The organism is Paenibacillus sp. MSJ-34 (assembly GCF_018918005.1).
Taxonomy (GTDB): Bacteria; Bacillota; Bacilli; order Paenibacillales; family Paenibacillaceae; genus MSJ-34.
Map to the genome: position 1 here is coordinate 1 of NZ_JAHLPR010000072.1, position 23101 is coordinate 23101.

At 50.9% G+C, this 23101-nt stretch carries 21 protein-coding genes, 12 tRNA genes, 2 rRNA genes and 1 riboswitch; of the genes, 3 read left to right on the forward strand and 32 right to left on the reverse strand.

What is annotated here, in order from left to right; genetic code table 11:
- Positions 1–154: 154 nt before the first annotated feature.
- From KQI79_RS25390 to KQI79_RS25410, 5 genes are all read right to left on the reverse strand, one after another.
- Positions 155–228: transfer RNA gene (locus KQI79_RS25390), tRNA-Gly, on the reverse strand.
- An 11-nt stretch (positions 229–239) separates the two neighbouring features.
- Positions 240–316 (reverse strand) — tRNA-Pro (locus tag KQI79_RS25395).
- Between the two features lie 37 nt (positions 317–353).
- A tRNA-Arg gene (locus tag KQI79_RS25400) sits at positions 354–430 on the reverse strand.
- 24 nt (positions 431–454) lie between these two features.
- A tRNA-Gly gene (locus KQI79_RS25405) sits at positions 455–529 on the reverse strand.
- A gap of 128 nt (positions 530–657) precedes the next feature.
- The gene (locus KQI79_RS25410; RefSeq protein ID WP_216541151.1) at positions 658–1578 is read right to left on the reverse strand and encodes a polyprenyl synthetase family protein; all 921 of its coding nucleotides are present in this window, start codon (positions 1576–1578) and stop codon (positions 658–660) included.
- 131 nt (positions 1579–1709) lie between these two features.
- Between KQI79_RS25410 and KQI79_RS25415 the strand changes: the two genes are divergently transcribed.
- Complete coding sequence (locus KQI79_RS25415) at positions 1710–2390, forward strand: SOS response-associated peptidase (RefSeq protein WP_216541152.1); 681 nt, start codon at positions 1710–1712, stop codon at positions 2388–2390.
- Positions 2391–2473: 83 nt separating this feature from the next.
- Here KQI79_RS25415 and KQI79_RS25420 read toward each other — a convergent pair whose 3' ends face one another.
- Complete coding sequence (locus KQI79_RS25420) at positions 2474–3652, reverse strand: KamA family radical SAM protein (protein WP_216541153.1); 1179 nt, start codon at positions 3650–3652, stop codon at positions 2474–2476.
- Between the two features lie 197 nt (positions 3653–3849).
- A riboswitch (cyclic di-AMP (ydaO/yuaA leader) is annotated at positions 3850–3993 on the reverse strand.
- A 181-nt stretch (positions 3994–4174) separates the two neighbouring features.
- Between KQI79_RS25420 and KQI79_RS25425 the strand changes: the two genes are divergently transcribed.
- Together KQI79_RS25425 and KQI79_RS25430 are read left to right on the forward strand one after the other, a co-directional pair.
- Complete coding sequence (locus tag KQI79_RS25425; RefSeq protein ID WP_216541154.1) at positions 4175–4756, forward strand: RNA polymerase sigma factor; 582 nt, start codon at positions 4175–4177, stop codon at positions 4754–4756.
- Positions 4749–5588, forward strand: a complete 840-nt coding sequence (locus KQI79_RS25430; protein ID WP_216541155.1) for a DUF4367 domain-containing protein — start codon at positions 4749–4751, stop codon at positions 5586–5588. The genes KQI79_RS25425 and KQI79_RS25430 overlap by 8 nt, the downstream gene beginning before the upstream one ends.
- Positions 5589–5648: 60 nt before the next feature.
- Here KQI79_RS25430 and KQI79_RS25435 read toward each other — a convergent pair whose 3' ends face one another.
- The 26 genes from KQI79_RS25435 to KQI79_RS25560 all read right to left on the reverse strand — a co-directional run.
- Positions 5649–6101, reverse strand: coding sequence for a hypothetical protein (locus KQI79_RS25435; protein ID WP_216541156.1), 453 nt, complete (start codon positions 6099–6101; stop codon positions 5649–5651).
- A 433-nt stretch (positions 6102–6534) separates the two neighbouring features.
- A complete protein-coding gene (locus KQI79_RS25440; RefSeq protein ID WP_216541157.1) occupies positions 6535–7482 on the reverse strand; it encodes a nucleoside hydrolase in 948 nt (315 codons plus the stop codon).
- A 3-nt stretch (positions 7483–7485) separates the two neighbouring features.
- Positions 7486–8451 (reverse strand): nucleoside hydrolase, encoded by a 966-nt coding sequence (locus KQI79_RS25445; RefSeq protein WP_216541158.1) that lies wholly within the window; start codon positions 8449–8451, stop codon positions 7486–7488.
- Positions 8452–8512: 61 nt separating this feature from the next.
- Positions 8513–9448, reverse strand: coding sequence for a nucleoside hydrolase (locus tag KQI79_RS25450; RefSeq protein ID WP_216541171.1), 936 nt, complete (start codon positions 9446–9448; stop codon positions 8513–8515).
- Between the two features lie 23 nt (positions 9449–9471).
- Positions 9472–10407, reverse strand: a complete 936-nt coding sequence (locus KQI79_RS25455) for a nucleoside hydrolase (RefSeq protein WP_216541159.1) — start codon at positions 10405–10407, stop codon at positions 9472–9474.
- A 13-nt stretch (positions 10408–10420) separates the two neighbouring features.
- Positions 10421–11371, reverse strand: coding sequence for an ABC transporter permease (locus KQI79_RS25460; protein WP_216541160.1), 951 nt, complete (start codon positions 11369–11371; stop codon positions 10421–10423).
- Entirely contained in the window at positions 11361–12452 is a 1092-nt protein-coding gene (locus KQI79_RS25465) for an ABC transporter permease (protein ID WP_216541161.1), read from the reverse strand. The genes KQI79_RS25460 and KQI79_RS25465 overlap by 11 nt, the downstream gene beginning before the upstream one ends.
- Entirely contained in the window at positions 12449–13996 is a 1548-nt protein-coding gene (locus KQI79_RS25470) for an ABC transporter ATP-binding protein (protein WP_216541162.1), read from the reverse strand. Before KQI79_RS25470 ends, KQI79_RS25465 begins: the two co-directional genes overlap by 4 nt.
- A gap of 157 nt (positions 13997–14153) precedes the next feature.
- The gene (locus tag KQI79_RS25475; RefSeq protein WP_216541163.1) at positions 14154–15230 is read right to left on the reverse strand and encodes a BMP family lipoprotein; all 1077 of its coding nucleotides are present in this window, start codon (positions 15228–15230) and stop codon (positions 14154–14156) included.
- Between the two features lie 15 nt (positions 15231–15245).
- The gene (rbsK, locus tag KQI79_RS25480) at positions 15246–16196 is read right to left on the reverse strand and encodes a ribokinase (RefSeq protein ID WP_216541164.1); all 951 of its coding nucleotides are present in this window, start codon (positions 16194–16196) and stop codon (positions 15246–15248) included.
- Between the two features lie 3 nt (positions 16197–16199).
- Complete coding sequence (locus KQI79_RS25485) at positions 16200–17201, reverse strand: LacI family DNA-binding transcriptional regulator (RefSeq protein WP_216541165.1); 1002 nt, start codon at positions 17199–17201, stop codon at positions 16200–16202.
- 150 nt (positions 17202–17351) lie between these two features.
- Entirely contained in the window at positions 17352–19121 is a 1770-nt protein-coding gene (locus KQI79_RS25490; protein WP_216541166.1) for an ATP-binding protein, read from the reverse strand.
- Positions 19099–20220 (reverse strand): SIR2 family protein, encoded by a 1122-nt coding sequence (locus tag KQI79_RS25495; protein WP_216541167.1) that lies wholly within the window; start codon positions 20218–20220, stop codon positions 19099–19101. The genes KQI79_RS25490 and KQI79_RS25495 overlap by 23 nt, the downstream gene beginning before the upstream one ends.
- 479 nt (positions 20221–20699) lie before the next feature.
- The gene (locus KQI79_RS25500) at positions 20700–21050 is read right to left on the reverse strand and encodes a type II toxin-antitoxin system PemK/MazF family toxin (protein ID WP_216541168.1); all 351 of its coding nucleotides are present in this window, start codon (positions 21048–21050) and stop codon (positions 20700–20702) included.
- Positions 21040–21216, reverse strand: a complete 177-nt coding sequence (locus tag KQI79_RS25505; protein WP_216541169.1) for a hypothetical protein — start codon at positions 21214–21216, stop codon at positions 21040–21042. The genes KQI79_RS25500 and KQI79_RS25505 overlap by 11 nt, the downstream gene beginning before the upstream one ends.
- Before the next feature lie 209 nt (positions 21217–21425).
- Complete coding sequence (locus tag KQI79_RS25510) at positions 21426–21773, reverse strand: hypothetical protein (protein ID WP_216541170.1); 348 nt, start codon at positions 21771–21773, stop codon at positions 21426–21428.
- Positions 21774–21791: 18 nt separating this feature from the next.
- Positions 21792–21874: transfer RNA gene (locus tag KQI79_RS25515), tRNA-Leu, on the reverse strand.
- 18 nt (positions 21875–21892) lie between these two features.
- Positions 21893–21968: transfer RNA gene (locus tag KQI79_RS25520), tRNA-Lys, on the reverse strand.
- Positions 21969–21993: 25 nt separating this feature from the next.
- A tRNA-Gln gene (locus KQI79_RS25525) sits at positions 21994–22068 on the reverse strand.
- Between the two features lie 43 nt (positions 22069–22111).
- A tRNA-Thr gene (locus KQI79_RS25530) sits at positions 22112–22187 on the reverse strand.
- 22 nt (positions 22188–22209) lie between these two features.
- Positions 22210–22285, reverse strand: a tRNA-Val gene (locus KQI79_RS25535).
- A gap of 70 nt (positions 22286–22355) precedes the next feature.
- Positions 22356–22430 (reverse strand) — tRNA-Glu (locus tag KQI79_RS25540).
- A 27-nt stretch (positions 22431–22457) separates the two neighbouring features.
- Positions 22458–22533: transfer RNA gene (locus KQI79_RS25545), tRNA-Thr, on the reverse strand.
- 3 nt (positions 22534–22536) lie between these two features.
- Positions 22537–22612: transfer RNA gene (locus tag KQI79_RS25550), tRNA-Asn, on the reverse strand.
- Between the two features lie 26 nt (positions 22613–22638).
- Positions 22639–22755: ribosomal RNA gene (gene rrf / locus KQI79_RS25555) — 5S ribosomal RNA — on the reverse strand.
- Positions 22756–22984: 229 nt separating this feature from the next.
- A 23S ribosomal RNA gene (locus tag KQI79_RS25560) occupies positions 22985–23101 on the reverse strand; the annotation flags it as partial.

The window sequence follows — 23101 nt, forward strand, 5'->3', positions numbered from 1 at the left end:
GTCCATGTTCATCAAAGAAGATTCGTTTTAGCACGTTCGTCTCCATATCCTAACCTTACCAAAAACAAAAACGAGGCGGAAGCCCTGCCCACCCCAAAATTTTATAAATTCTATAATGTTAAAAAAGCCACCCGAAGGTGGCATGCTTTATGTATGGAGCGGGTGATGGGAATCGAACCCACGCTACCAGCTTGGAAGGCTGGAGTTCTACCATTGAACTACACCCGCAAATACTGAAATGGTCGGGACGACACGATTTGAACATGCGACCCCCTGGTCCCAAACCAGGTGCTCTACCAAGCTGAGCTACGTCCCGTCATCAAGAAGCTAATATTAGCTTGCAAGAGTAAAAATGGCGTGCCCTGAGAGATTCGAACTCCCGACCTTTTGATTCGTAGTCAAACGCTCTATCCGGCTGAGCTAAGGGCACAAACATTGTGTTGTTCATTGGAGATGGAGCGGACGACGGGAATCGAACCCGCGACCCTCGCCTTGGCAAGGCGATGCTCTACCGCTGAGCCACGTCCGCATCTTATCGCAATCTTCGGATCGATTTATCGATCGGTTTCATCAGCGACAAGTAATAATATATCAAAAATCTCCGCAGAATGCAATCGATTTTTTAAATTATTTTTATAGTAAATATTTCCTCGCCAGTTATGCCGTAATTAGCGTAACTTGCTGAAACTTTTCTCTCCATGGGGATACCGTGGTCAGCGATTCCAGCAGTTCCGCCGCTTTTTGCCGATGCAACGTTTGAATAATTTTCGAATATTCCATGCAGCCCGAATCATTGATGTAATCGATGCACTCTTGTTTTTTCGCCAATAGGTCCGATTGCGTCAGTTTTCCCTCATAATATTGTTTCATGTAAGGGAACGACTCCTCGGCCGACAGCAAATAAAGAATTGGAAGCGTGCGTTTTTTCCGCAAAATATCGTTTTTCATATCAAAGCGCAACAGATCTTTCAGATCGTTCTCAAGTTGCGCTATAATTCCGCTGTAATAGGCGATTTCTTTCATCGTGCCGGCAGCCTTCGAATCGAGCCCCAACTCGGCGTACCCCATATAGCAGGCCAAATGGATCAGGGAGCCCGATTTTTGATATACCATGGCGATATATTGTTGTTCGGTCGTCACATTTTGTTCCAAATCGGCAAATTGGCCGTTCAACGATTCCAATAAGATGCGGCTGATCTCCCTCGTCAGCGTGACGGGTCCCCCCTTGCCGTTCGTCAGCTCGGCGCTCTCGGCTACCGCCCCCATTAACAGCGCCAATACGCCGTTGATGACGTATTCCTGCCGGTATTGCATCCAAAGCTTGTCCTTGTTGTCTTGATCCTGAAGGTCGTCGGCGATGTCGGCCGCCAGCATGATCATCTCGGTAATCGCCGCCGTTCGATCCAGATGGGGAGACGAACCGCCGAGCATGAGATGGGCGTATCTCGTTATTTCACCCCACCCGGTTTGTTCCGATCCTTTTTCATAAACGCATTCCTTCAACAGCTTGTTAAACTCTTCGATGCGAACGTATTTGTCCACCATATCGATCATCGTCTGCATTACTTCGGGCCGCATGCGTATTCCCTCCCCTTATCGACAACAAATTATTATATTTTTACAATATCAACCAATGTAAAATTGTTCAACTCCAAATATTAGAACGTTATAATGAAGATATCATTTGCAAGCGTTAGGGGGCATAGCTTATGTGCGGGCGTTATACGATAACGGTAACGATGGAGGAATTGCTGCTTCGCTTCTTTATTGAAGGCAATACATTGATCGATTATCAGCCCAGATATAATGTCGCTCCGGGACAATTCGTTCCGGCCATCGTGCATGACGGCAAAAACAACCGCCTCGGCGGGTTGAAATGGGGGCTGATTCCCGAATGGTCGAAAGAAGAGAAATTGAAATTTCCGACTTTCAACGCCCGTGCCGAGACGATTGCGGATAAAGCGGCGTTTCGAACGCCATTTCGCCGCAAACGATGCATCATTCCCGCGGATTCGTTCTATGAGTGGAAAGCGACCGATACGGGGAAACAGCCGATGCGGATTATGCTGAAAAATAAAGCGATTTTCGCGCTGGCCGGCCTGTACGACACATGGACGCGGGAAGACGGCACGAAAATCAGCACATGCACGGTCGTTACAACGACGCCGAATCGATTGATGTCCGATATTCATGACCGGATGCCCGTTATTTTACGGCCGGAAGACGAGAAAATATGGCTGAACCGGGCCATTCAGGATCCGGCCGATCTTCAGCCGCTGCTTGTCCCTTATCCGGAGGAAGAGATGACGGCCTATCCCGTTTCTCCCCTAGTTGGCAGCGTTAAGAACGATTCCGAAGAATGCGTGCGCGTCTGGAATCCTGGGCCATAAACGCAATAAAGCCTCCGTTTCCGCCATACGCGTGCAACGGAGGCTTATTCTATTTAGCGGCCGATTTGCCCGTTTACGTTCGTTTAAACGGCATTTTTCCCCGTCCGCTTCTGCGGCATATCGGGAAGCTTATTCACCGAAACGACTTTATCCGTCTTTTTCTTCGGCTTCGTCCAATACCGCTCGCTTCCCGGCAAATCGTCGAACCAAGCCGCGTCTTCCGGACAGTCCAATATCATAAATTTCCCGTATTGTCCGTCCCGCGACTGGTGATACTTCAAATAGGCCTTGCCGTCCTCGATCGCCAATATTTCGATTTTGCCCGACGTATGGCTCATCGATAAGCGAACGCGCTTGCCGAGACCCGACGTTCTCGCCTTGGCTTCTTCGACGATCCGGTATACGCGCTCAAGCGGCAAGACGAAATCGCGGTTTCCGGCCACCGGACGATTGATAAAGAAATAATACGGGGTTACGCCGGCCCATGACAATTTGTCAAGCAGTTCTCCCAGAACGACCGGGTCGTCGTTAATGCCGCGAAGAACCGGCGTTTGATTGACGACGATCGCGCCCGCGTTATGCAGCGCTTCGAATCCCTTCCGCGCTTCCGGCGTAATTTCGCGCGGATGGTTAATATGAGCCATCACGTAAATCCGCTGATCGGAAGTCGAATGCTCGCGGATCGTCTCGAGCAGTTCCTCGTCCTCATAGATGCGCATCGGGTTGAACACCGGTATTTTGGACCCGAGCCGAATGATTTTGACATGATCGATTTCCCGGAGCCGCTGTAAAATCATTTTCAGCTTGGCCGTAGCCAAAATGAGGCTGTCGCCCCCGGTTAACAGCACATTGTTAATTTCCGGATGCTTCGCAATGTAGTCCAATCCCGGTTCGACGTCAGACATCGCCTCTTTGACGTCATTGCGAAACAACCGTTTACGGAAGCAATACCGGCAATATGCGCCGCATACTTCCGATACGATCAGAAGAGCCGTCGTGTCGTACTTGTGCTGACAGCCTGGCACGACGTAATTCGTATCCTCGTCCGAGGCATCCCAACGTCCGTATTCCTGCAGTTCCCCTTCATTGGGAATGACCAACTTCTTGATCGGGTCGTTCGGATCGCTCCAATCGATTAAATTCAAGTAATAATCGTTCACTCGAAAAACGAATTTATCCGTTATTTGCTTTAGCCGTTCCCTTTCCTTCTCCGGTATTTGAGTAATTTTGTCAATATCGATAATGTACTTCGGTTGCGGCATTTCTAATTCCTCCCGTATTCAAATTTTGAATGTGCTGCATGATTTGATAAGACTGGCTTCGATCCCCTCCCCCAATGCACAAATAAAAAAGACCCCAACAATGCGCAAGGATAATCCTGCGCCGTTCAGGGCCAAAAAAAAACGCAAAATGACCCCGACAAAATGAGGGTCAAAGAAGTTGTGCTATTAGATTTGGAATTTGACCCATCCAACGCTGACGAGGTTAGCTGACGGACTCGGGAAAGATGGTTCCCTACGTTTGCATGGCAAACGACTCGCCCCCATTGATTGGTTCCCCCGCTTTTCAACATTGCATATTGAAAATTAAGCGTATACTTATTGTAGCGGATCGCATATGTTATGTCAACAAATCGCCTCCAATATATGTCGTTTTTTCCATCCCCCACTTTTTTTAACACGTAACTTCTTTACAGTTTTAACCTGCTGGGCTACGATATGAATAGCTAAAAAGCAATCATACTTCCCTTTTCCGCTTCATCACCTGCTAAGGAGAGAATACAATTGACGGACCAATGGTTCAGCTTGTTCCGCAATAACATTCATTCGTTGGACGACCAAACGCAGCGAATGTTGTTTCAACTGTTCCGGGAACTTGTATATCGCGACATTTACTTTATGCTTAACGATCATTCGCTAACGGAAGATGTGATTCAAGATTCTTTTATTAAAGCGATGCAGAGCGGCAGCAAAATACGCGAAGATTCGAACATTAGAGCATGGCTGAAAAAAGTCGCGAGAAATTCGGCTTACGATTTAATAAGAAAAAATAAAAAATATCATCATATTTCCGACCCTGAACTCGTCAATACTATAGAAGAGTTTTCAAGCGAAAACGAATTGTCTTCTCAGGTCGACCATGCGGTCGAAACGCTTATTCGTAACGAAACCTTGTACGCCACGTTAAGCGAGCTTAAATACGAGTACAAAATCGTCCTCTTCCTGCATTATATTGTGGGCATGCCCTATCGCGAAATCGAACAGGAGCTTGGCATTTCCCATAGCGTATTAACGCAGCGTATGGCGAGAGCCCGCAAAAAACTGGCGGACAAATTTCAGAAAAAATGGGTGAGGAATTATGAGTAACGACAGAGAAACGTTGCAAACATCCGATGAACAACGTATCGCCGACATGGTTAAACAATATCATGCCAGCATAGAAATTCCAGACGGAGAGCAGGCTTGGTTGCAAATGCGCTCTACATTGCAGGCGGCAAGAAAGCGGCGGCGGGTATTCCGCGTCTCGGCGATCGGGGCGGCAATCGCTTGTTTCTCCATACTAATCGGGCTTTCCTTCGGCGCCATGGATCAAACCTATGCGTTCTCCGGCTTCTCGACCATCTTCAAAAAAGTTCAGAACGGGTTCGTAAGCATTATGTTCGACACTAGCCCGGCGCACAAAAACGGAGCCAAGACCGCTCCGCCGCCGGATTACGACTTGAATACCGGCAAGCCGTATGCGGATCAAAGCGGCGCACAAGGCAATCAACCGGATCATAGCTATGCGGGCAACGCGGTCACGCCGGAAACGTCAAGCTTTGAAACAGCAGGAAAAAAAGTAAATTTCGCCATGCTCGTTCCCACGAATACGCCGGATGGACTGACGCTTGAATCCGTTAATATTTATCGCGATGCCGACGGTGCCTATCGCAGTATGGATGCGATATATTCCTACGACGGAGAACAAAGGTTGCTGTTAATTCAGCAAAAAATCGAACAAGGCGGCGAAGCGTCGGTTAGCATCAATCAAGCGTCCGGCGAAATTAAAGACGTGAATATTCACGGCAATCAGGCAGTGCTCGTCTTGTACGCCGACGGAGGAGCGAATTTGGAATGGATCGCGGGCGACACGAGAATCACGCTAACCGGTTCATTGGATGAGCAAGAACTGATGAAGTTCGCCAGATCGTTGCAATGAGTTAGATAAGGGGCCATGTCCACATGGAAATCGTGGGCGGCCCCTTCCGTTTAAATGCGATTAATTGACAAGGATCGAACCGGTGTATTTAACCCCTTGCTCGGTTGTGTCCCCTTTTTTGGCCCAGTGAGTCGATTTGATGCGGTAATAATACCCGGTTGACAGTTCCCTCGATTCCGACCCGTATACGGTCGATCTGTTGGTTGCGGTAGACGTGCTTGTGGAGCCTACATCGACCCAAGTGGAACCTGTCCATCTCTGCACAAGCGTTGATACGCCTACTGTATCTACCGTCTGCTTGGCGGTCGTTCTGCCGCTTACGACCACTTTTCCGTCCCCATCATTCGACAGTGTGGCGCTGCCTGAATCCAAATACTTATGGTTCGGGTCGAAGACGCCGAAAGGTTGAACAAGGCCCGCTTCGATCGGCGGAGGAGGCGTTTTGGCGCCTTCAACGGACGAGCCTTCGGCATTCGCAAGCCGGACCGGGAGAAGCGCCAACAAAATAAGCAAAACTGCCGTTCCTCCTGCAAAACTTCTCTTGAACTTCGCTTTGATCGACCTTTTCTCCATGTAAAATTCCTCACTTTCCATATTTATGTATGACTACATAATTAATAACGTTTCAAAATGGAAAAAGTTGACGATTTTTATCGAAATTTTTATAAATTTTTCGTTAACAGAGAAAGATTTGCCGCGTCCTATATGTAGAGCAAAAATAAAGGGGAGGAATGCTATGGGCATAGAGCAACTGCGAGCCGTTGCTATCGTCGTATCAAGTGTGGTTGTTGTTTGCACCGTCGTCGTCATATCGATGATCAATGTCGGGAAAATGAAAGCATGGGATAAACGATGACAATACAAAAACCCGTCCGAAAGGCAAAAGATGATTTCGCCCTTGAACGGGATGGTCTGCTTGCAATTATAAGTACAAGCTCTACTGTAATTAAACGATGCGTTTCAGGAAGTGCTGCAAAAACCGATCCGCATCCACTTCCAGACAAACGTCCATATTCGGTTCTTGTTCCGCTCTGGCGCGCAAGTCGCCCACCGTTCTGCCGATGGAATAAATCCCTTCCGTATCGACTTGCACATGAATCGGCTTCGTCTTGACGAAAGTCGGATCGATGACGACGCCGACGGCCAGCGGATCGTGAAGCGCGCAACCGAGAATGCCGGGATAGAAGCTCGTATAAGAATCCATGTAATAGTCCGTAATATCGGCCATAAAGCGGCTTAGCTTCGTATTTTTCTCCCGCCAATTCGCAAGCTCCGCACGCGGAAGAAGCGTCTTCATCGTTACGTCCAACCCGACGAGCGTAATCGGCACGCCGGAACGGAACAGAAATTCCGCCGCTTCCGGATCGGCATATATATTCGCTTCCGCATGCGGCGTTACGTTGCCGGGCACGGTTACCGCGCCGCCCATAATAACGACCCGCTTCAATAAATGAACGATTTCCGGATCTTTCATAATCGCGAGCGCCATATTGGTCATCGTGCCGACCGCAATGACGGTCACTTCATGCGGACGTTTCCGCGCCTGTTCCACAATAAACTCGGCAGCATGCATATCGAGCGCCGCCCCCTTAGGTTCCGACAGCTCGGCGTCTCCCAAACCGTTATGCCCGTGAACGGACACGGTCTTCCCTTTGAGCGGCGGGCGGAATAACGGCTCGGCCGCTCCGGGAATAACCGGAATATCATCCCGGTCCAGTTGTTCGAGCACTTGCAGCGAATTGCGGGACGCTTCCTCCACCGTCACATTGCCGAAGCATGTCGTCAAGCCGAGCAGTTCCAGCTCGGGGGAACGAACAGCGTATGCGATCGCCATCGCGTCGTCGATTCCGGTATCCACATCTAGAATGATCGGCTGTTTCGTCGCTTCTTTCATTGCTTAAGCCCCTCCTTTGCCGGAACATAATACTTCGATGAACTGTTCAATAAATCGTTCCTCGTCCACCTGCACGCATACCGACGCATTGCTGCGGTCCGTCGGCCGGCGCAAATCCGCCAATGTCGCTCCCTCGCTGACCTTGCCCTTCGTCTCCACCGTAATATAATGATCTTCCGTTTCGACCAAGTTTGGATCGAGCGCGACGGCGACCGCGAGCGGATCGTGCAGCGCCGTTCCGTACAGCCCGTCCGAGCTGTCGTAAGCGTTAAACCGGAATTTCAGCACATGCTCGGCGAATGCCTCCAGATCGGCCAATTGCGAAGGCATGCGCCGTTTCAATTCCTCCAGATGCTTCTCTTTGAAAATCGCCTTCATCGTCACGTCCAAACCGACCATCGTAATCGGCATGCCGGATTGGAATACGCGATGCGCCGCTTCCGGGTCGCCGTGGATGTTCGCCTCCGCCACCGTCGTCACATTGCCCGGGGCGCGCAGCGCGCCGCCCATCAGGACGAGCCGGTCGACTTTGGTTGCGATGGCAGGGTCCTTCGCGAGCGCGAGGGCCAAATTCGTCAATCGGCCGACGAATACCAAGGTGAGTTCATGCGGACGCTCGTTGACCTTCCGCACGATAAAATCGGCGGCATGCTCCTCGAGCGGCTGCAGCTTCGGTTCGGGCAAACGGTCGTAGTTGCCGAGTCCGTTCTCCCCATGATAGGCCGTTACGGTGCCGCCCCATTCCCGCATCAGCGGCTTTGCCGCGCCCTGAGCGACAGGGATATCGCCTGCGCCGGATAATTCCACGACTTTCAGCGTATTGACCGTCGCTTGCTCGACGGCGACATTGCCGCAAACCGTCGTAATTCCTTCGATGACCGCGGCGGGGGATTTCAAAGCGTATAAAATGGCCAGTGCGTCGTCCACGCCTGTATCTACGTCCAGCAACAACCGTTTTTGATTTTGCAAATGGACGCACCTCCTTCAAGATTTGCTAAATTTATAACCGTCCAAAGGATGCGGATCCGAATTAGCCGTAATATTTGCAGGCATCGATAATCATCGACCAAAATTTCTCGCGGTCCAGCGTAAGGGCCACATTGACGTTCGGCTCTTTCTTCGTTACGCCGTGAATATCGACCAAAGTCATGCCGTACGCATACTCGCCTTTCGTCTCAACGTCCACATGCAGCTTCTTGCATTCGAATACGGACGGATCGATGCAATATGCGACGCAGCAAGCGTCATGTACCGGCGGGTCCTCAAAGCCGAATACGTCGCGGTACGTTTGGCGGAAAAAGACGAGCAGTTCGCCGATAAATCCGGCCACCGGATTGTCGATCTCCGCAATCCGGTCGCTGACGTCTTGCGTCGCGAGAGCCTGATGCGTCAGATCGAGTCCCATCATCGTAATCGGCACGCCGGATTCGAATACGACCTTCGCCGCTTCGGCGTCGACGAAGATGTTGAACTCCGCGGCAGGCGTCCAGTTGCCGAACGTGCCGCCGCCCATAATGACAATTTCCTGTATCTTCGGCAATATCGCCGGCTCGCGGCGCATCGCCATTGCAATATTCGTCAGCGGACCGGTCGGAACGAGCGTAATGTCGCCGTCCGATTCGAGCAATTTGCGTATAATGAGATCCACCGCATGCTCGTTGACAGGTGCTATCGTTGGCAGCGGGAGCTCCGGGCCGTCCATGCCCGAATCGCCATGAATATCCGGCGCCGTTTCGCGAACGCGAATGAGAGGTTGTCCGGCGCCTCTGGCAACCGGAACGTCCGTAATGCCGGCAATCTCCACGACCTTGAGCGCGTTCAGCGTCGTCTTCTCGACTTCGGCATTGCCTGCTACCGTTGTAATCGCTACTAAATCGATCTTCGGATTGGCTGCGGCCAGAAGTATGGCAATGGCATCGTCATGCCCAGGATCGCAATCGATAATGATTTTCCGTTTCGTTTCCATGCTCATGCTGTTCACCTCTATGGTTATTTTCGCATCAATGCATTCATAAATACGGCGGCAAACCGCTCGCGATACAGCTTTCTCGCCACTTGCACCCGCGGTCTCGCATCGTTTGTGACCGGGATCGTTGCAAACGGACGGGTATCGATAACGGTCATGCCCCGCGTTACGGTTCCGGCCGTCTCCACTTCGATCGGCAGGCTTTCGCTTTCGATCACGCTCTCGTCCAGCAGCGCGCACATGGCGGCCGGATCGCTGAGCGCCGAATGATCCTTGTTATACAGCGTACGTAAAAATTGAATCAGTTCATGCGCAACGTTCGCCGCAGGCTCCGCCGATTGTTCCAGTTCCTTCAATTCCGCCTCTGTCAGCCAGGCGTCCAAACAAACGTCCCAAGTGACGAGCCTAGTTGGCAAACCGCTCTCGAGCACGATTCGGGCCGCTTCCGGGTCGACGTAAATGTTGAACTCGGCTACCGGCGTTACGTTGCCTCCCGCGGCATCCGCGCCCCCCATAATGACCAGTTCGGCAATGTTATTCGCAATCGAAGGATCTTTCTTCAGCGCAACGGCCATATTCGTAAGCGGCCCTAACAGAACGAGCGTTACCGGCCGGTCCGACTGTTTCACGGTGCGGATCAAGAAGTCGACGCCGTGTTCGGTCATGCCTTTCCCCGCAACATCCGGCAACGTCAAGTTGCCCAGCCCGCTCTCGCCGTGAACTTCCTTCGCCGTCGTCAATGTGCGGGTCAACGGCGCTTCCATGCCTTTCGCTACCGGAATCGAATCGGCAGAGACAAGCTCCAGCACGGCAAGCGTATTGCGGAATGCCGCGTCCGCTTCCACATTGCCGGCAACGGTCGAAATGCCGAGCACCTCGACTTGCGGAGATTGAAGCGCGGCCAATATCGCGAGGGCGTCGTCGACGCCCGTGTCGCAATCGATAAAGATCGGTTTCACTTGCTTCACATCCTTATTTGCCTTCGTATTTTAAAGTCAGCGCAGCCAGCTTTCTTCTCTTCCGAATCGCGAAATAAACCAGTGCCAGAATCGTCACGATATAAGGAATCATTTGCACGAATTGGCTCGGAATCGGGCTGTTCGGAATCGTCTGGATCAAGGTTTCAATCGCCTTCGCCAATCCGAAGATGACGGAACCGATCAGAATGCCGATCGGATTGCGGTTGCCGAGCAAGACGACGGCAAGCGCCAGAAACCCTGTTCCTGCGGTCATATCTTTAACGAACATGCTTGTCATCCCCATGGAGAGGAACGCACCTGCCAGACCGGCAAACACGCCGCTCCATGCCAATGCCGAATATTGCAAGCGTTCTACCGGAATCCCCAGCGATCTCGCCGCATCCGGCGTTTCGCCGATCGCCCGCAAATGTACGCCGTATGGCGTGCGGTACAACATGTAGAAGACGAAGACGACGGATAGGATGGCGATCCATACCATCAAATTATGGCCGCTAAGCAGTTTGCCGAGCACCGGAATATTCTCGATGAACGGAATGTTAACCGTCGGAATTTTGCTCAAATTGCCCGGGCTGAAGCTGCCTGTAACGTCAAACAGCTTGCTCATCAGGAAAATCGTAAAGCTGGAGCCGAACATATTGACCGCAAAGCCCGATATGATGATATCCACCTTCAGCTTGAGCGAGAAGAAGCCCATCCCGTATGATATAATGACGGCCGACAAAACGCCCGCTACGACGCCGAGCGCCCAATTGCCCGTTGTCGACCCGACGGCAATCGAAGTGAAAGCCGACATTAACATAAGTCCTTCAAGCCCGATATTAATAACGCCGGTAACGTCGGAGATAAGACCGCCGAGCGCGGCGAGCAAAATCGGAGTTAAAGAGCGCAGTAAAATGGCTATGATCGTCAAATCGACAACTTGCATCCATAGATTATGCCACATCCGTCTTCACCGCCTTATCGTTCGTCGTTACCTTTTTTTGCTTCATCAATTGTCTTTGTTTCAAGTAATTAAACACAGCTTGCGCCGATACGAACAGAACGAGCAGAACTTGAATGATAACCGACAACTCCCGCGAAACGTCGCTCTCCGCCTGCATCACTTGTCCGCCGACTTGCAAATACGCATAGAAGACGGCGGCGAACAATACGCCGATCGGATGGTTCCGCGCCAGCAGGGCGATAATAATGCCGTCAAAGCCCAGCTTGGCGGAGAAATTGTCTTTATACGTGCCGTGCACGCCCAGCAATTCGACGATCCCCGCAAGACCGGCCAAGGCGCCGCTGATCATGACGCTGACGACGATGACGCGTTTCGTCTTAATTCCGCCGTACCGCGCGAATTTATCGTTTTTGCCGACGAGCCGCAATTCGTAACCGATCCGCGTTTTGAACAACAGCAAATAGATGACGATGACCGCGACAACGGCAATCAGAATGCCGTAATGTGCCGGGAACGCAGGCGAAATTTTGCCCAGCAGTATACTTTTATCAAAGAATGGCATCCGCGCGTAACCGCCGCTCGCCGGGTCCTTAAACACGTTATTGACCAGATAGGATGTCCCGATAATCGCGATATAGTTTAACATCAGCGTTGTGACGACTTCGTTCGCGTTCAATCTTGCCTTCAGCAAGCCGGGTACCGCGCCGAACAATGCGCCGCCGACAATCGCGCAGATCAAGATGATCGGCAAGTGAATCCATGGCGATATGCCCCCGATATAGACCGCGGCCAATGCGCCGGCAAAGCCGCCCACATACAATTGGCCTTCGGCTCCCATGCTGAATACGTTGGTTTGAAACACAACCGCAAGCGCCAGACCCGTAAAAATAAGCGGCACCGCTTTGTTCAATATCGTACTGATATTAAACGGGCTGGACAACGGTCCGAGCAGAAATGAAGAAATGGCGTGGAGCGGCTCGCTGCTGACGAACATAATGATGACAAATCCGCATAGAATCGCCAACACTGCCGCGCCTATAATGCCGGCGAAGTCCAAGTACAGGAATCTTTTTTGATTCATTGAACCGCCGCCTCCTTCTGTTGGTTTTTAATGCCTAGCATGTAGTATCCGATTTCCTGTTCCGTCAAATCGTCCGTATTATCGAGAATGGCAACGAGTTCGCCATTGTAGAGCACGCCGATCCGGTCGCTTAGGCTCATAATTTCGGATAGCTCCGCCGACACGAGCAAGACGGCCGTTCCTTGATCCCGTTTTTTAATAATCTCGCGGTGAATGAATTCGATGGCGCCGATGTCGACCCCGCGGGTCGGCTGGGATGCGATCAGCAGCTTCGGATTTTTCGCGATCTCGCGCGCGATGACGACCTTCTGCAAATTCCCGCCGGAGAGCGATCCAGCCATCGTTTCCGGGCTTTGCGCCCGTACGTCGAACGTAGCCATCAGCACTTTGGCGAATTCTCTCAGCTTCTTATAATTCATGAACGGTCCCGTGCGGAACTCTTTATTGTCGTATACATCCAAAATAATGTTCTCCGCAATGCTCGACGTCAAGCAGGCGCCTGTCGTCTGCCGGTCTTCGGGAATATGCCCGATCTTCATGTTGCGGATCTCACCGATGCTTTTTCCGACAATATTCTCGTTAAAATACAGCACCTTGCCGCCGGTCGCATTGCGCAAGCCGGTAATGACCTCGATCAATTCGGTCTGTCCGTTTCCTTCCACGCCGGCGATGCCGAAAACTTCCCCTCCGCGTACCGAGAACGACACTTCCTTCAATGCGGGCGATCCTTTATCGTCCAGCGCGCTCAATCGATCGATTTCAAGCACGACATCTTTCAAGTCGGGTTCGTTCTTCTGTACCCGGAACAAAACGTCGCGGCCGACCATCAGACGGGAAATTTCCTCTTGGTTCGTGTCTTTGGTTACGAGCGTGGCGATCGTCTTTCCGGCGCGCAAGACGGTGATCCGGTCGGAGATTTCCATGACCTCGCGCAGCTTATGCGTAATAAAGATAATCGTATACCCTTGCGCGACGAGCGATTTGATCGAATCGAACAGCTCGTCCGTCTCTTGCGGCGTCAGAACCGCCGTCGGCTCGTCGAGAATGATTAACTTCGCTCCCCGATACAATACTTTCAAAATTTCCACACGCTGCTTTTGCCCGACGGAAATCGCCTCGACAACAGCTTGAGGATCAAGCTTCAAGCCAAATTTGCGAATGAGTTCATTGATGTCGTCCAGTTCTTTTTTGCGGTCGCGGAACATCGAGAACAGACCTTTGCGCGGCTCGTCGCCAAGCACGATATTTTCGGATACCGTAAGCGAAGGAGCCAGCATGAAGTGCTGATGCACCATGCCCATTCCTTGTCCGATTGCGTCCCTCGGTCCGTTAAACTGAATTTTTTGGCCTTTATATTCAATCGTTCCGCTTGTCGGGGCTTCAAGTCCGAACAATATTTTCATCAATGTTGATTTACCCGCGCCGTTTTCTCCTACCAACGCGTGAATTTCGCCTTCGTTAACTTGCAAATCGACCCCTTTATTGGCAACTGTTCCATTGGGATAAATTTTGTGAATATCCTTCATTTCCAGCAAAACTGCCATAATCGATAACACCCCCGCCAATTGGAGTAAGATGAATGCCTTTTCATTTTTTCAGGCCGCTTCTCAAGCCGGCCAAGAAATAAAACGGATTGGATAAGTCATAATATGCCGGACATTGATGTCGATTTGTACTTATCCAATCCCGTTCGCGTTCCCTTTATTTCAAGATCGATTCCACTTTCACTTCGCCGTCCGCTACGGCTTTTTCAACTTCCAACATTTTGTCTTTAATCGCTTGCGGCACATGCTCTTCGTAAAGGTCGTCCTTCGCCAAGCCGACGCCGCCTTCTTTTACGCCTAATACTTCCATCGTGCCAAACGGCAATGTACCTTCTTTAAACATTTCAAGCGCGCGATACGTCGTCGTATCCAAGTTTTTCAACATCGAAGTGAGCACACTGCCCGGGTACAGCGGGTTTTGGTTGCTGTCAACGCCGATCGAATACATGCCTACTTCGTTTCCTGCTTCCAACGCGCCAAGTCCCGCTCCGCCCGCAGCAGTGTAGAGAATATCGACTTTCTGCGATTTATATTGCGCTAGAGCCAATTCTTTTCCTTTCGGAGCGTCCGCGAAGTCGCCGATGAAGGAAGATACGATTTGCATATCAGGGTCGATATATTTCGCGCCTTGTTCGAATCCTACGCGGAAGTCGTTAATGATCGGAATGTCCATCCCGCCGACGAAGCCGACCACTTTATCCGGATTCGTACCTTTCAGATCCGTGCTCGTCGTTACCAGTCCCGCGAACGCGCCGGCCAAGAAGGAGCCTTCGCTTTGCGAATACGTCATGGAGTATACGTTAGGCATACCGTCGATCGCATCGTCGAAGAAAATGAATTTTTGATCCGGATACTTCTCAGCCATTTCTTTTACAATTTCAATCGTTTGGCTGGATCCTACCAGAATGACGTCGTACTTTTTGCTTGCAACCATCGACTCGATGCCTGCAGCCCAGTCCGCTTGGTTCAATCCGCCTTCTACCGTTTTCGCTTCAAAGCCCAATTCTTTCACAGCTTTGTCCAAACCTCTTTGCACGGAGTCAAAGAACGATTTGTCCCCGAGCGTTCCGTTAATATAGTAGCCGACGCTTAGCTTCTCGCCCCCGGCATTGTCGCCGCCTTCGCCGCCGCTTGCGCCTGGATTATTGTCCGCAGGTTTGCCTCCGCATGCGGCAAGTAAGATCATCAAAGACAACAACAACACTCCGATTTTCATAAATCCTAATTTTTTCATAGATGAATCCCCCTGTTAATTGAAGTGGTTTGTTAGTTCGTCTTGCGTTGCTTGCTTCATAAACGATTCCGTCTCTTGCAAATCAGGCATAGATGATTGTGCTCCGGATCGGGTTACTGTTAACGCGCCGACAGCGTTGGCAAATTGCGTTGCCGCCCATAGATCTTTCCCGGCGACAAGCGCCGTACCGAGAGCGCCGGCAAAAGCGTCGCCCGCCGCTGTCGTATCGACGGCATCGACTTTGTATCCCTTGAGGGTGAAAGTCCGGTTCGAGTTGACGACAACGACGCCCTGTTCGCCCAGCTTGGCGAATACGGTTGTCACCCCTTTGCGAAGCAGCTCGACGGCCGCTATCTTGGCAGATCGCGGATCCGTAACCTTAATGCCGGTTAATTGCGCGATCTCGCTCTCGTTAGGAACGATATAATCGACCATGGCGAGCAATTCGTCCGGCAAAGGCTGGGCCGGCGCCGGATCAAGCAGCACGGGCACGTTATGGCGTTTCGCAATGGAGACCGCTTCCATAACGCTTTCCAAAGGTATTTCCAACTGCACCATGAGCAGCTTGGCGTTTCGGATCGCATCCTCTTGTTTGCGGACAAATTCCGCATCCAATACCCGGTTCGCTCCAGGAGCGACGATAATGCTGTTATCGCCTTCCGGATCGACGGAAATTAGCGCAATGCCGCTCGCTTGCTCCGTGATGTTGTCAATGTACTGCGTGTTTACTCCGGCTTCGTTTAAATTCGATAGCAGCTTCTCCGCAAAAATATCGTTGCCGACTTTGCCGATCATCGCTACAGACGCTCCCAGTTTGCCGGCGGCATACGCTTGGTTCGCGCCTTTCCCTCCAGGGCTCATAAAGAAGTCTCCGCCTAAAACCGTCTCACCTTGTTCGGGTCTTCGTTCCACTTTTACGACCATGTCCATATTCAAGCTGCCTACAATAACGATATCTGAACTCAAACCCTATTCCTCCCTTCCGCACGATTCTCTGATGATGAGTTTATGGTCCAATACGATGCTCTTCTTCTTGGCCCTCACCCCCTTAATTCGATCGTTCATCGTTTTCATGGCCGTAACCCCTAGCTGGTATGCCGGGATATTGACCGTACTGAGCAACGGTTTGCTCATTTGCGCGAATAAAATATCGTCGAAACCGATGACCGCAATGTCTCCCGGCACGGAACGCCCGCTCTTCTCAATCGCGTGAATCGCGCCGAGCGCGATCAAATCGTTCCCGCCGAATACGGCCGTCGGTATGTCCCCTGTCCCCTTCTCCAACACTTCGTTCATTTGCTGATAGCCGGATTCGTAGCTGAACATGCCATAGCTTACGACAGGCGTCAAGTTCGCGTCGTTCATCGCGTCGACATAGCCCTTTTTCCGAAAATCCGCCGTCTGTGCGCTGACAGGACCCGACAAGTGACAAATATTGCGGTGTCCTTTGCCGATTAAATAAGCGACCGCCTCATACGCAGCTTTGTAGTGATCGATCGTTACCGTATCGAACGGCGTTTCCTCCCCCGAACGGTCGCACAACACAATCGGAATGTTGAAATCCAATAGTTCGGACGCCCGCTGTTCCGTAAAGCTGGAAGATATGAGAATGATGCCGGCCACCTGTTGTTCGGCCATTTTCCGCACATATTCGAGTTCTACGTCGGGATCGTTATCCGTGTTGGAAAGAAATAGCGTGTATCCCATCGTATGTGCGGCGTCCTCGATTCCCCGGGCCAAAACCGGAAAGAACGGGTTCGTAATGTCCGGCATAATGAGGCCGATCATATTCGTCATACTGTTGGATAAGTTTCTTGCCACCGCACTCGGACGGAACTGAAGCTCTTCTATCGCCGCAAGAACGCGCTTCCTCACTTCTTCGCTCACATTCGTCTTATTGTTAATGACGCGTGACACGGTCGCTTTGGAAACGTTTGCAGCTCTTGCAACATCAACAATCGTCGCCTTCATCTCTTCCACCTTCAACTTTTCTCGACCTTCGATAAGTATACGTGAAACCGGTTCCAAATTTCATTAAAAAAAATGAAATCGGTTTCTTGATTTCATAATACATTGGACCGTCCAATTTTTCAAGTACATTTCTCAAAATTAATTATGGAATTAATGGGTTTTTATGCCGCTTCTCTGTCTTCTTATGTTTCGAACGGCCAAAGACAGCCTTTGCCGATTGCCGCCCTTGCTCCAAACGTCCCAATATTGGACCGACTTCGATCCCGGTTTGCATTCCGGTTCGTCCACCTTGATCCTGCTGGGCAGCAAACAAGCATCCCCGACGACGATCGCTTCCCCGATGCCTAGGGAGGGCAGTACATCTTTCACACCTCCCAAATGTTCGGGAAGCATATCCGAAACGGCGGCCTTGTCCAGCGGATTGGACAATCGTAGCGCTATCACGTTATTGCACTGGCTTGCCACCGTTTTATTCAACTCGGAAGGTCTTTGGCTGACAATGACCAGGCTGATTCCGTATTTCCGCCCTTCCTTCGCGATCCGTTCGAAATGGGCAAGCGATCTCGTTTCCGCGGCGTCGGCCGACGAGCGGCCGGGCAAATACAAATGCGCCTCGTCGCAAACGAGAGCGATCGGATGCCTTGTCTCTTCCTCCGACCATTGCTGCACTTGAAAGACGAGCTTAGCCATAAGACCGACCGCGATCGGCAATAGATCCGAAGGCACGTCGCTGAAATCGACCAGTTTAATTCCTGGCGTTCCGCCCCCGCCCGCCTGCATCAATGCATGGGCCAACTCGTCCAAATACCCTGGATTCATCTGCCGTTCTCCCGGCTGAAACAGGAATCCTTGTCTTCTATCGCTCCGTTTGGCGGCGATCCTCGGCAAGAAACGGTTGAATTTGCCGTGAAACGGACCGTTGTTTTCTTTATTCGTAGCCGGATTGAGCACTCGTTCTTTATTTAGTGCGCTCAATTCGGACATCACTTCGTCCAGATCGTAAGGAACGGGACTGTCGATCGTAAGCGCCCGCCATTCTTCTTGCATGCCAGCTTCAGCCAACGCTTTTTGCTTCGCCCGGATCACGGCGTTCGTCAATGCCATCGCCTGATTCGGCGCATTCTCATCGCTTCTATCTAGCATGAGCGAAAGCATATCTTCGTATCCGAGCAGCCAATAAGGTAAAAATAGGACATTCTCCGCGGGCTCCTCCAAATCTCCCGGTCCGGCCATGCGGAAACGGGCAATATTGCCGTGGGCTTGCAGCGGCGCATATTCGCCGTGAACGTCGAACACGATCATATTGGCGCCCGGCAATTTCGCCGCCTGTTCGATAATGGTCGCGGCCGTCCACGATTTGCCTGAGCCGGTCGAACCGACGATCAGCGCATGACGCTGGAACAACGCGTTTCCGTCCAAGACGGCTTTCGCCTCCGGGCTTACCGTGTAGCTGCCAAGGGTTAAAGCCGCGCCCGTCGTTGCCGTACCCCATGAGACCAAGCCGGTAAAAAGCGTTAAGAATGAACCTGTCAGCAAATAACATTGCGCACCGATCTCCGGCAACGTCTCGACCGCTCTCGTATAAAACGGCCTATCCCGTTTCCCCCCGGACCCTTGCAACGTACCGAGAGCCGTTACGGTAATTTCGTTGTTTACTTCGGCATGAACGCCTCCGTCCCCATCCGGCCTTACTTCGCGCATCATTGCAACGGTTTCCGGTTCCAACCGTTGCACGCGATCGATTCTGCCGACGAGTCTCGTATTCGGGTCGGAAGTATGCAACAATGCATACCCGTTTACATGTATTTTTCGAAGTTGGGCTTCCTCGGGGCAAAATACGCTTACGCGATAGCTGTCCGTTCTGTATACCGTGCCGATGTGATATTCATAAGGCATACTAAACAGATCTAGAGAGCTCATCGGATCGTTCCTCCCCCCATGCCAAAGATAGCAATCCTTTTAGCGTCCACAAAGCCGGTTCGTCGATCTTGGCCGATTGGAATTTGTCGCTGATGAGCTCGCTGCCGGCCCCGTCAGCCTGGATTGCGATAAAATTGGCGATATCATTTCTTTCGACCATCGATCGGAACGACCCGCTCAAACTCCGCGCCAGAACGATCGCAGGAACGGCGGAATTCCGCAACAAACGCTGCCAGCTTCCTTGAATATGGATATCGTTGAACCCGAACCCAATAAATATCATTGCTTTCGCATGATCTATCGCATGCTTCATTTCCGCCAGAACGCTGTAATAAGGCTCAAAATGGGTTTCCAAATATTTGCCCATGCCCGGCGTCACGATAACAGGCTCGATCCCCGCTCTTCCAAGCGATCGTATTTGGCCTTCCCCGATGCCCGCCACTTTTTTAACGGTACCGTTCGGCAGTTTGAACCAGCTCAACGAGCCGTGCGGCTTATAGATCCGCAAATGCTGGATCGTCTTCACCGCATAGTTTCTGCCTCTGCCTGTCCGGTAAATCCGCTGCATGCGTTCGTTCAAGTCCATCGAGTTCGCCATTACGCCGATCGGACCTTCGTGGAAACCGTCCCAGACATGCCACTGCATCGCTGCCGCCGACCATTCGATCAGATGATCGTAATTCGTTGTAACGATATGAACCGTATGATGCGTGGAATGTTTAAAGGCTCTGAACAACCTGACGAAACCGGCAGGATCTCCTCCGCTCACGAATTGCGGCAATACTTCTTGTTCGTCTCTCGATATGCATCGCCAAGTATGGCGGACAATTTCGCCCATTAACCGTTTGCCGAGCGGATTGCCCGCCAGTTGCAACGCTTCTTCCAATCCCATCCGGTCCGCCGTTAACCGCTCTTTGACGAACGCCCATTGCTTCCGCTCCTCCGTTTCGAACTTGCGATCGTCGATATGTCGTACAAGAAATTTGGCCAGATCGCCCATCGCGGAAATGCCCGCTCCCGCCGAAGAGCCGCTTCCTACGATGAACACGGGGTTTAACTTGAGCACTTCCTTCGCAAATTCCGCATACTTCTCTCTCATTGGCAGCACCCTATTTCCGCTCTATGATTTCAACTCTAGTAATTAGGTTTCACATAAACGGTCCGGAATATACTCTAATAGCGTCTTGGAACCCAGTGTACCGGGGGCATTATTTCGCTTTTTCCCCCTTCTGAGCGTAGATTCGGCAAGCTTGATTATAGGCAAACAAAAAAACTTTCGAATACACTGTCATTCAAAGAGTTTCCGCATTCAAGTATGGTGCGCGTAGAGGGACTTGAACCCCCACGGTCGCCCGCTAGATCCTAGTCTGGATAAATGTACATCCGCAACGGCGGCGACCCGTTTTCGCTCCAACAAATACCGGGCCACCTCATCGCTCGAAATGGTGCATGCCTGCGCCAGGCTCTTTAGCAAAGAAGTTAAAGAGCAACACCAGCTTTACAGTCAGGTGGAGCATATGAAGCTTGAATTAACTTAGTAAAAGCAAAAGACTGGAGCATTTCAAGAAATGAGCGCTCTCAGTCTTTCTCTTTTTGAAATCCAAGAATTTGAAACAATCGTAATTTTATCTGCTCGACATCATGACCCGGCAGCTCCCCCATTGCTCGCTTGACCAAGTCAGAATTAATCGTAAATATCCGACTCACTTTAACGACTGATGGTTTCAGCAACCCGCTTTGCTTCCATGCTGTCAAACTATAGCCAGTGGAGAGCGTAGCTGCTGTCGAAGTAATCATCATGCAGATAACCTGACAGGTTTCCTGCTGACTCTCCTCTGAAGACATAACAAGCGCCGGGCGCTGCTTCAATCCGGTTAAATCCGAAAATGGAAATGGAATCAGAACCACTGTACCTTGTTTAAATGCCATTGTACACGTCGTCCTCTTCATTGTCCCAATCTTTAAGCGCATCTTCGCTTAGTTTTAGAAAGCCCAACTGGTCGACATCCTCCTGAAGACGACGATGCAGATCAAGATAGACACGCAATTGCTCAGTCTTGGACAATTCTGAGACGTGTTGCAGCACTTCTTCCACTTGGCTCATTTCTCCTCACCTCAAATTGTAGTTTAACAAATACACAGGCTCGAAGTCCATAAACAAATACGTAAATGCATGCGTCCTTAAGATTGTTTTTCATATAGTATGCCACGTATTTATCGATTGATATAAGGAATCACTTTGACCGACATCTCCTTTGCCCCAAAAATCGATGGAACGTAAAAACTCCATATATATTTTATGATTCATTTCTCTGTGATTGCATTGAAGAAAATTGGATGCCTGCATGGATGCCGCAAGCTCGCTTCTGAAGGCGGAGTGCCGGGGACCCTGCGCCTGACCTCATCCATGCACCACTGCAAATAAAATTGTTCCTGCTCCCCAGTGAATGAGATCGATTGCCTTGCATGGTTAGCCACTTGCTTATACTTTTCAATATATGCCTTAGCCATTTCATAGCTTGTATTTCCAACCGCAGCCTCGCACTGCTTCATGAGGATGTTCGATTCTTCGCCAAAATAACCAAATGCATGTTCATTCGCCTTGATATTTCTGCTCGAATACAAAAAACCTTTAGATCGCTGTTGATCCAAAGGTCTCATCTTCTTAGGTGGTGCGCGTAGAGGGACTTGAACCCCCACGGTCGCCCGCTAGATCCTAAGTCTAGTGCGTCTGCCAATTCCGCCATACGCGCATATGTTATGTGAAAAACTGGTGAGCCATGGAGGACTCGAACCTCCGACACCCTGATTAAAAGTCAGGTGCTCTACCGACTGAGCTAATGGCTCGCATGTCGCTTAACAAGTAAGCAAATGGCTGGGGATATAGGATTCGAACCTATGCATGACGGAGTCAAAGTCCGTTGCCTTACCGCTTGGCTAATCCCCATTAATGAGTAGAAAAAAGCATGTCCAATCGGGCAGCTTTGCAATGGTGCCGGCGAGAGGACTTGAACCCCCAACCTACTGATTACAAGTCAGTTGCTCTACCAATTGAGCTACACCGGCATATTCACTTTGTTACGGTTCATGGTGGAGGCTGACGGGATCGAACCGCCGACCCTCTGCTTGTAAGGCAGATGCTCTCCCAGCTGAGCTAAGCCTCCAAGTTAAGCGGGGCTTCCGAAAGGTAATCGGAATATACTTCAACGCTTAGCGTCACTTTTTGGGGAAAAGTGGTGACCCGTAGGGGATTCGAACCCCTGTTACCTCCGTGAAAGGGAGGTGTCTTAACCCCTTGACCAACGGGCCATATGATGTCATTGAAAAAAGTAAGTATGGAGCTCTCAACCGGGATCGAACCGGTGACCTCATCCTTACCATGGATGCACTCTACCGACTGAGCTATGAGAGCAAATGGCTCCCCGAACAGGACTCGAACCTGTGACAACTCGGTTAACAGCCGAGTGCTCTACCGACTGAGCTATCAGGGAATATGTGATTTATTTGGAAGCTTTCCGCTTGGCAACGTCCTACTCTCCCAGGACCCTTCGGTCCAAGTACCATCGGCGCTGGAGGGCTTAACGGTCGTGTTCGGGATGGGTACGCGTGGAACCCCTCCGCCATCGCCACCAAACGGATTGCTTATTCAAGGAGTTGCTCCCTGAAAACTAGATGCGAAACAAACGCGAACTCATGTGTTATCCTTTATTCGGGGTCCCCCGAAAAGTAATGTCTAATCTTTTTATCGAAGTGGCACATGTTGAGCGACCGCGAATAGTGGTCAGATTAGACGCCGATTGAGTATACACTCAATGCGGACGGAATACGCTTCGAAGCATATCGTCACTTTTTGGGGTATGTTTTAGGATAAGCCCTCGACCGATTAGTATTGGTCAGCTGCACGCATTGCTGCGCTTCCACCTCCAACCTATCAACCTCGTCGTCTACAAGGGGTCTTACGAATTGGGAAATCTCATCTT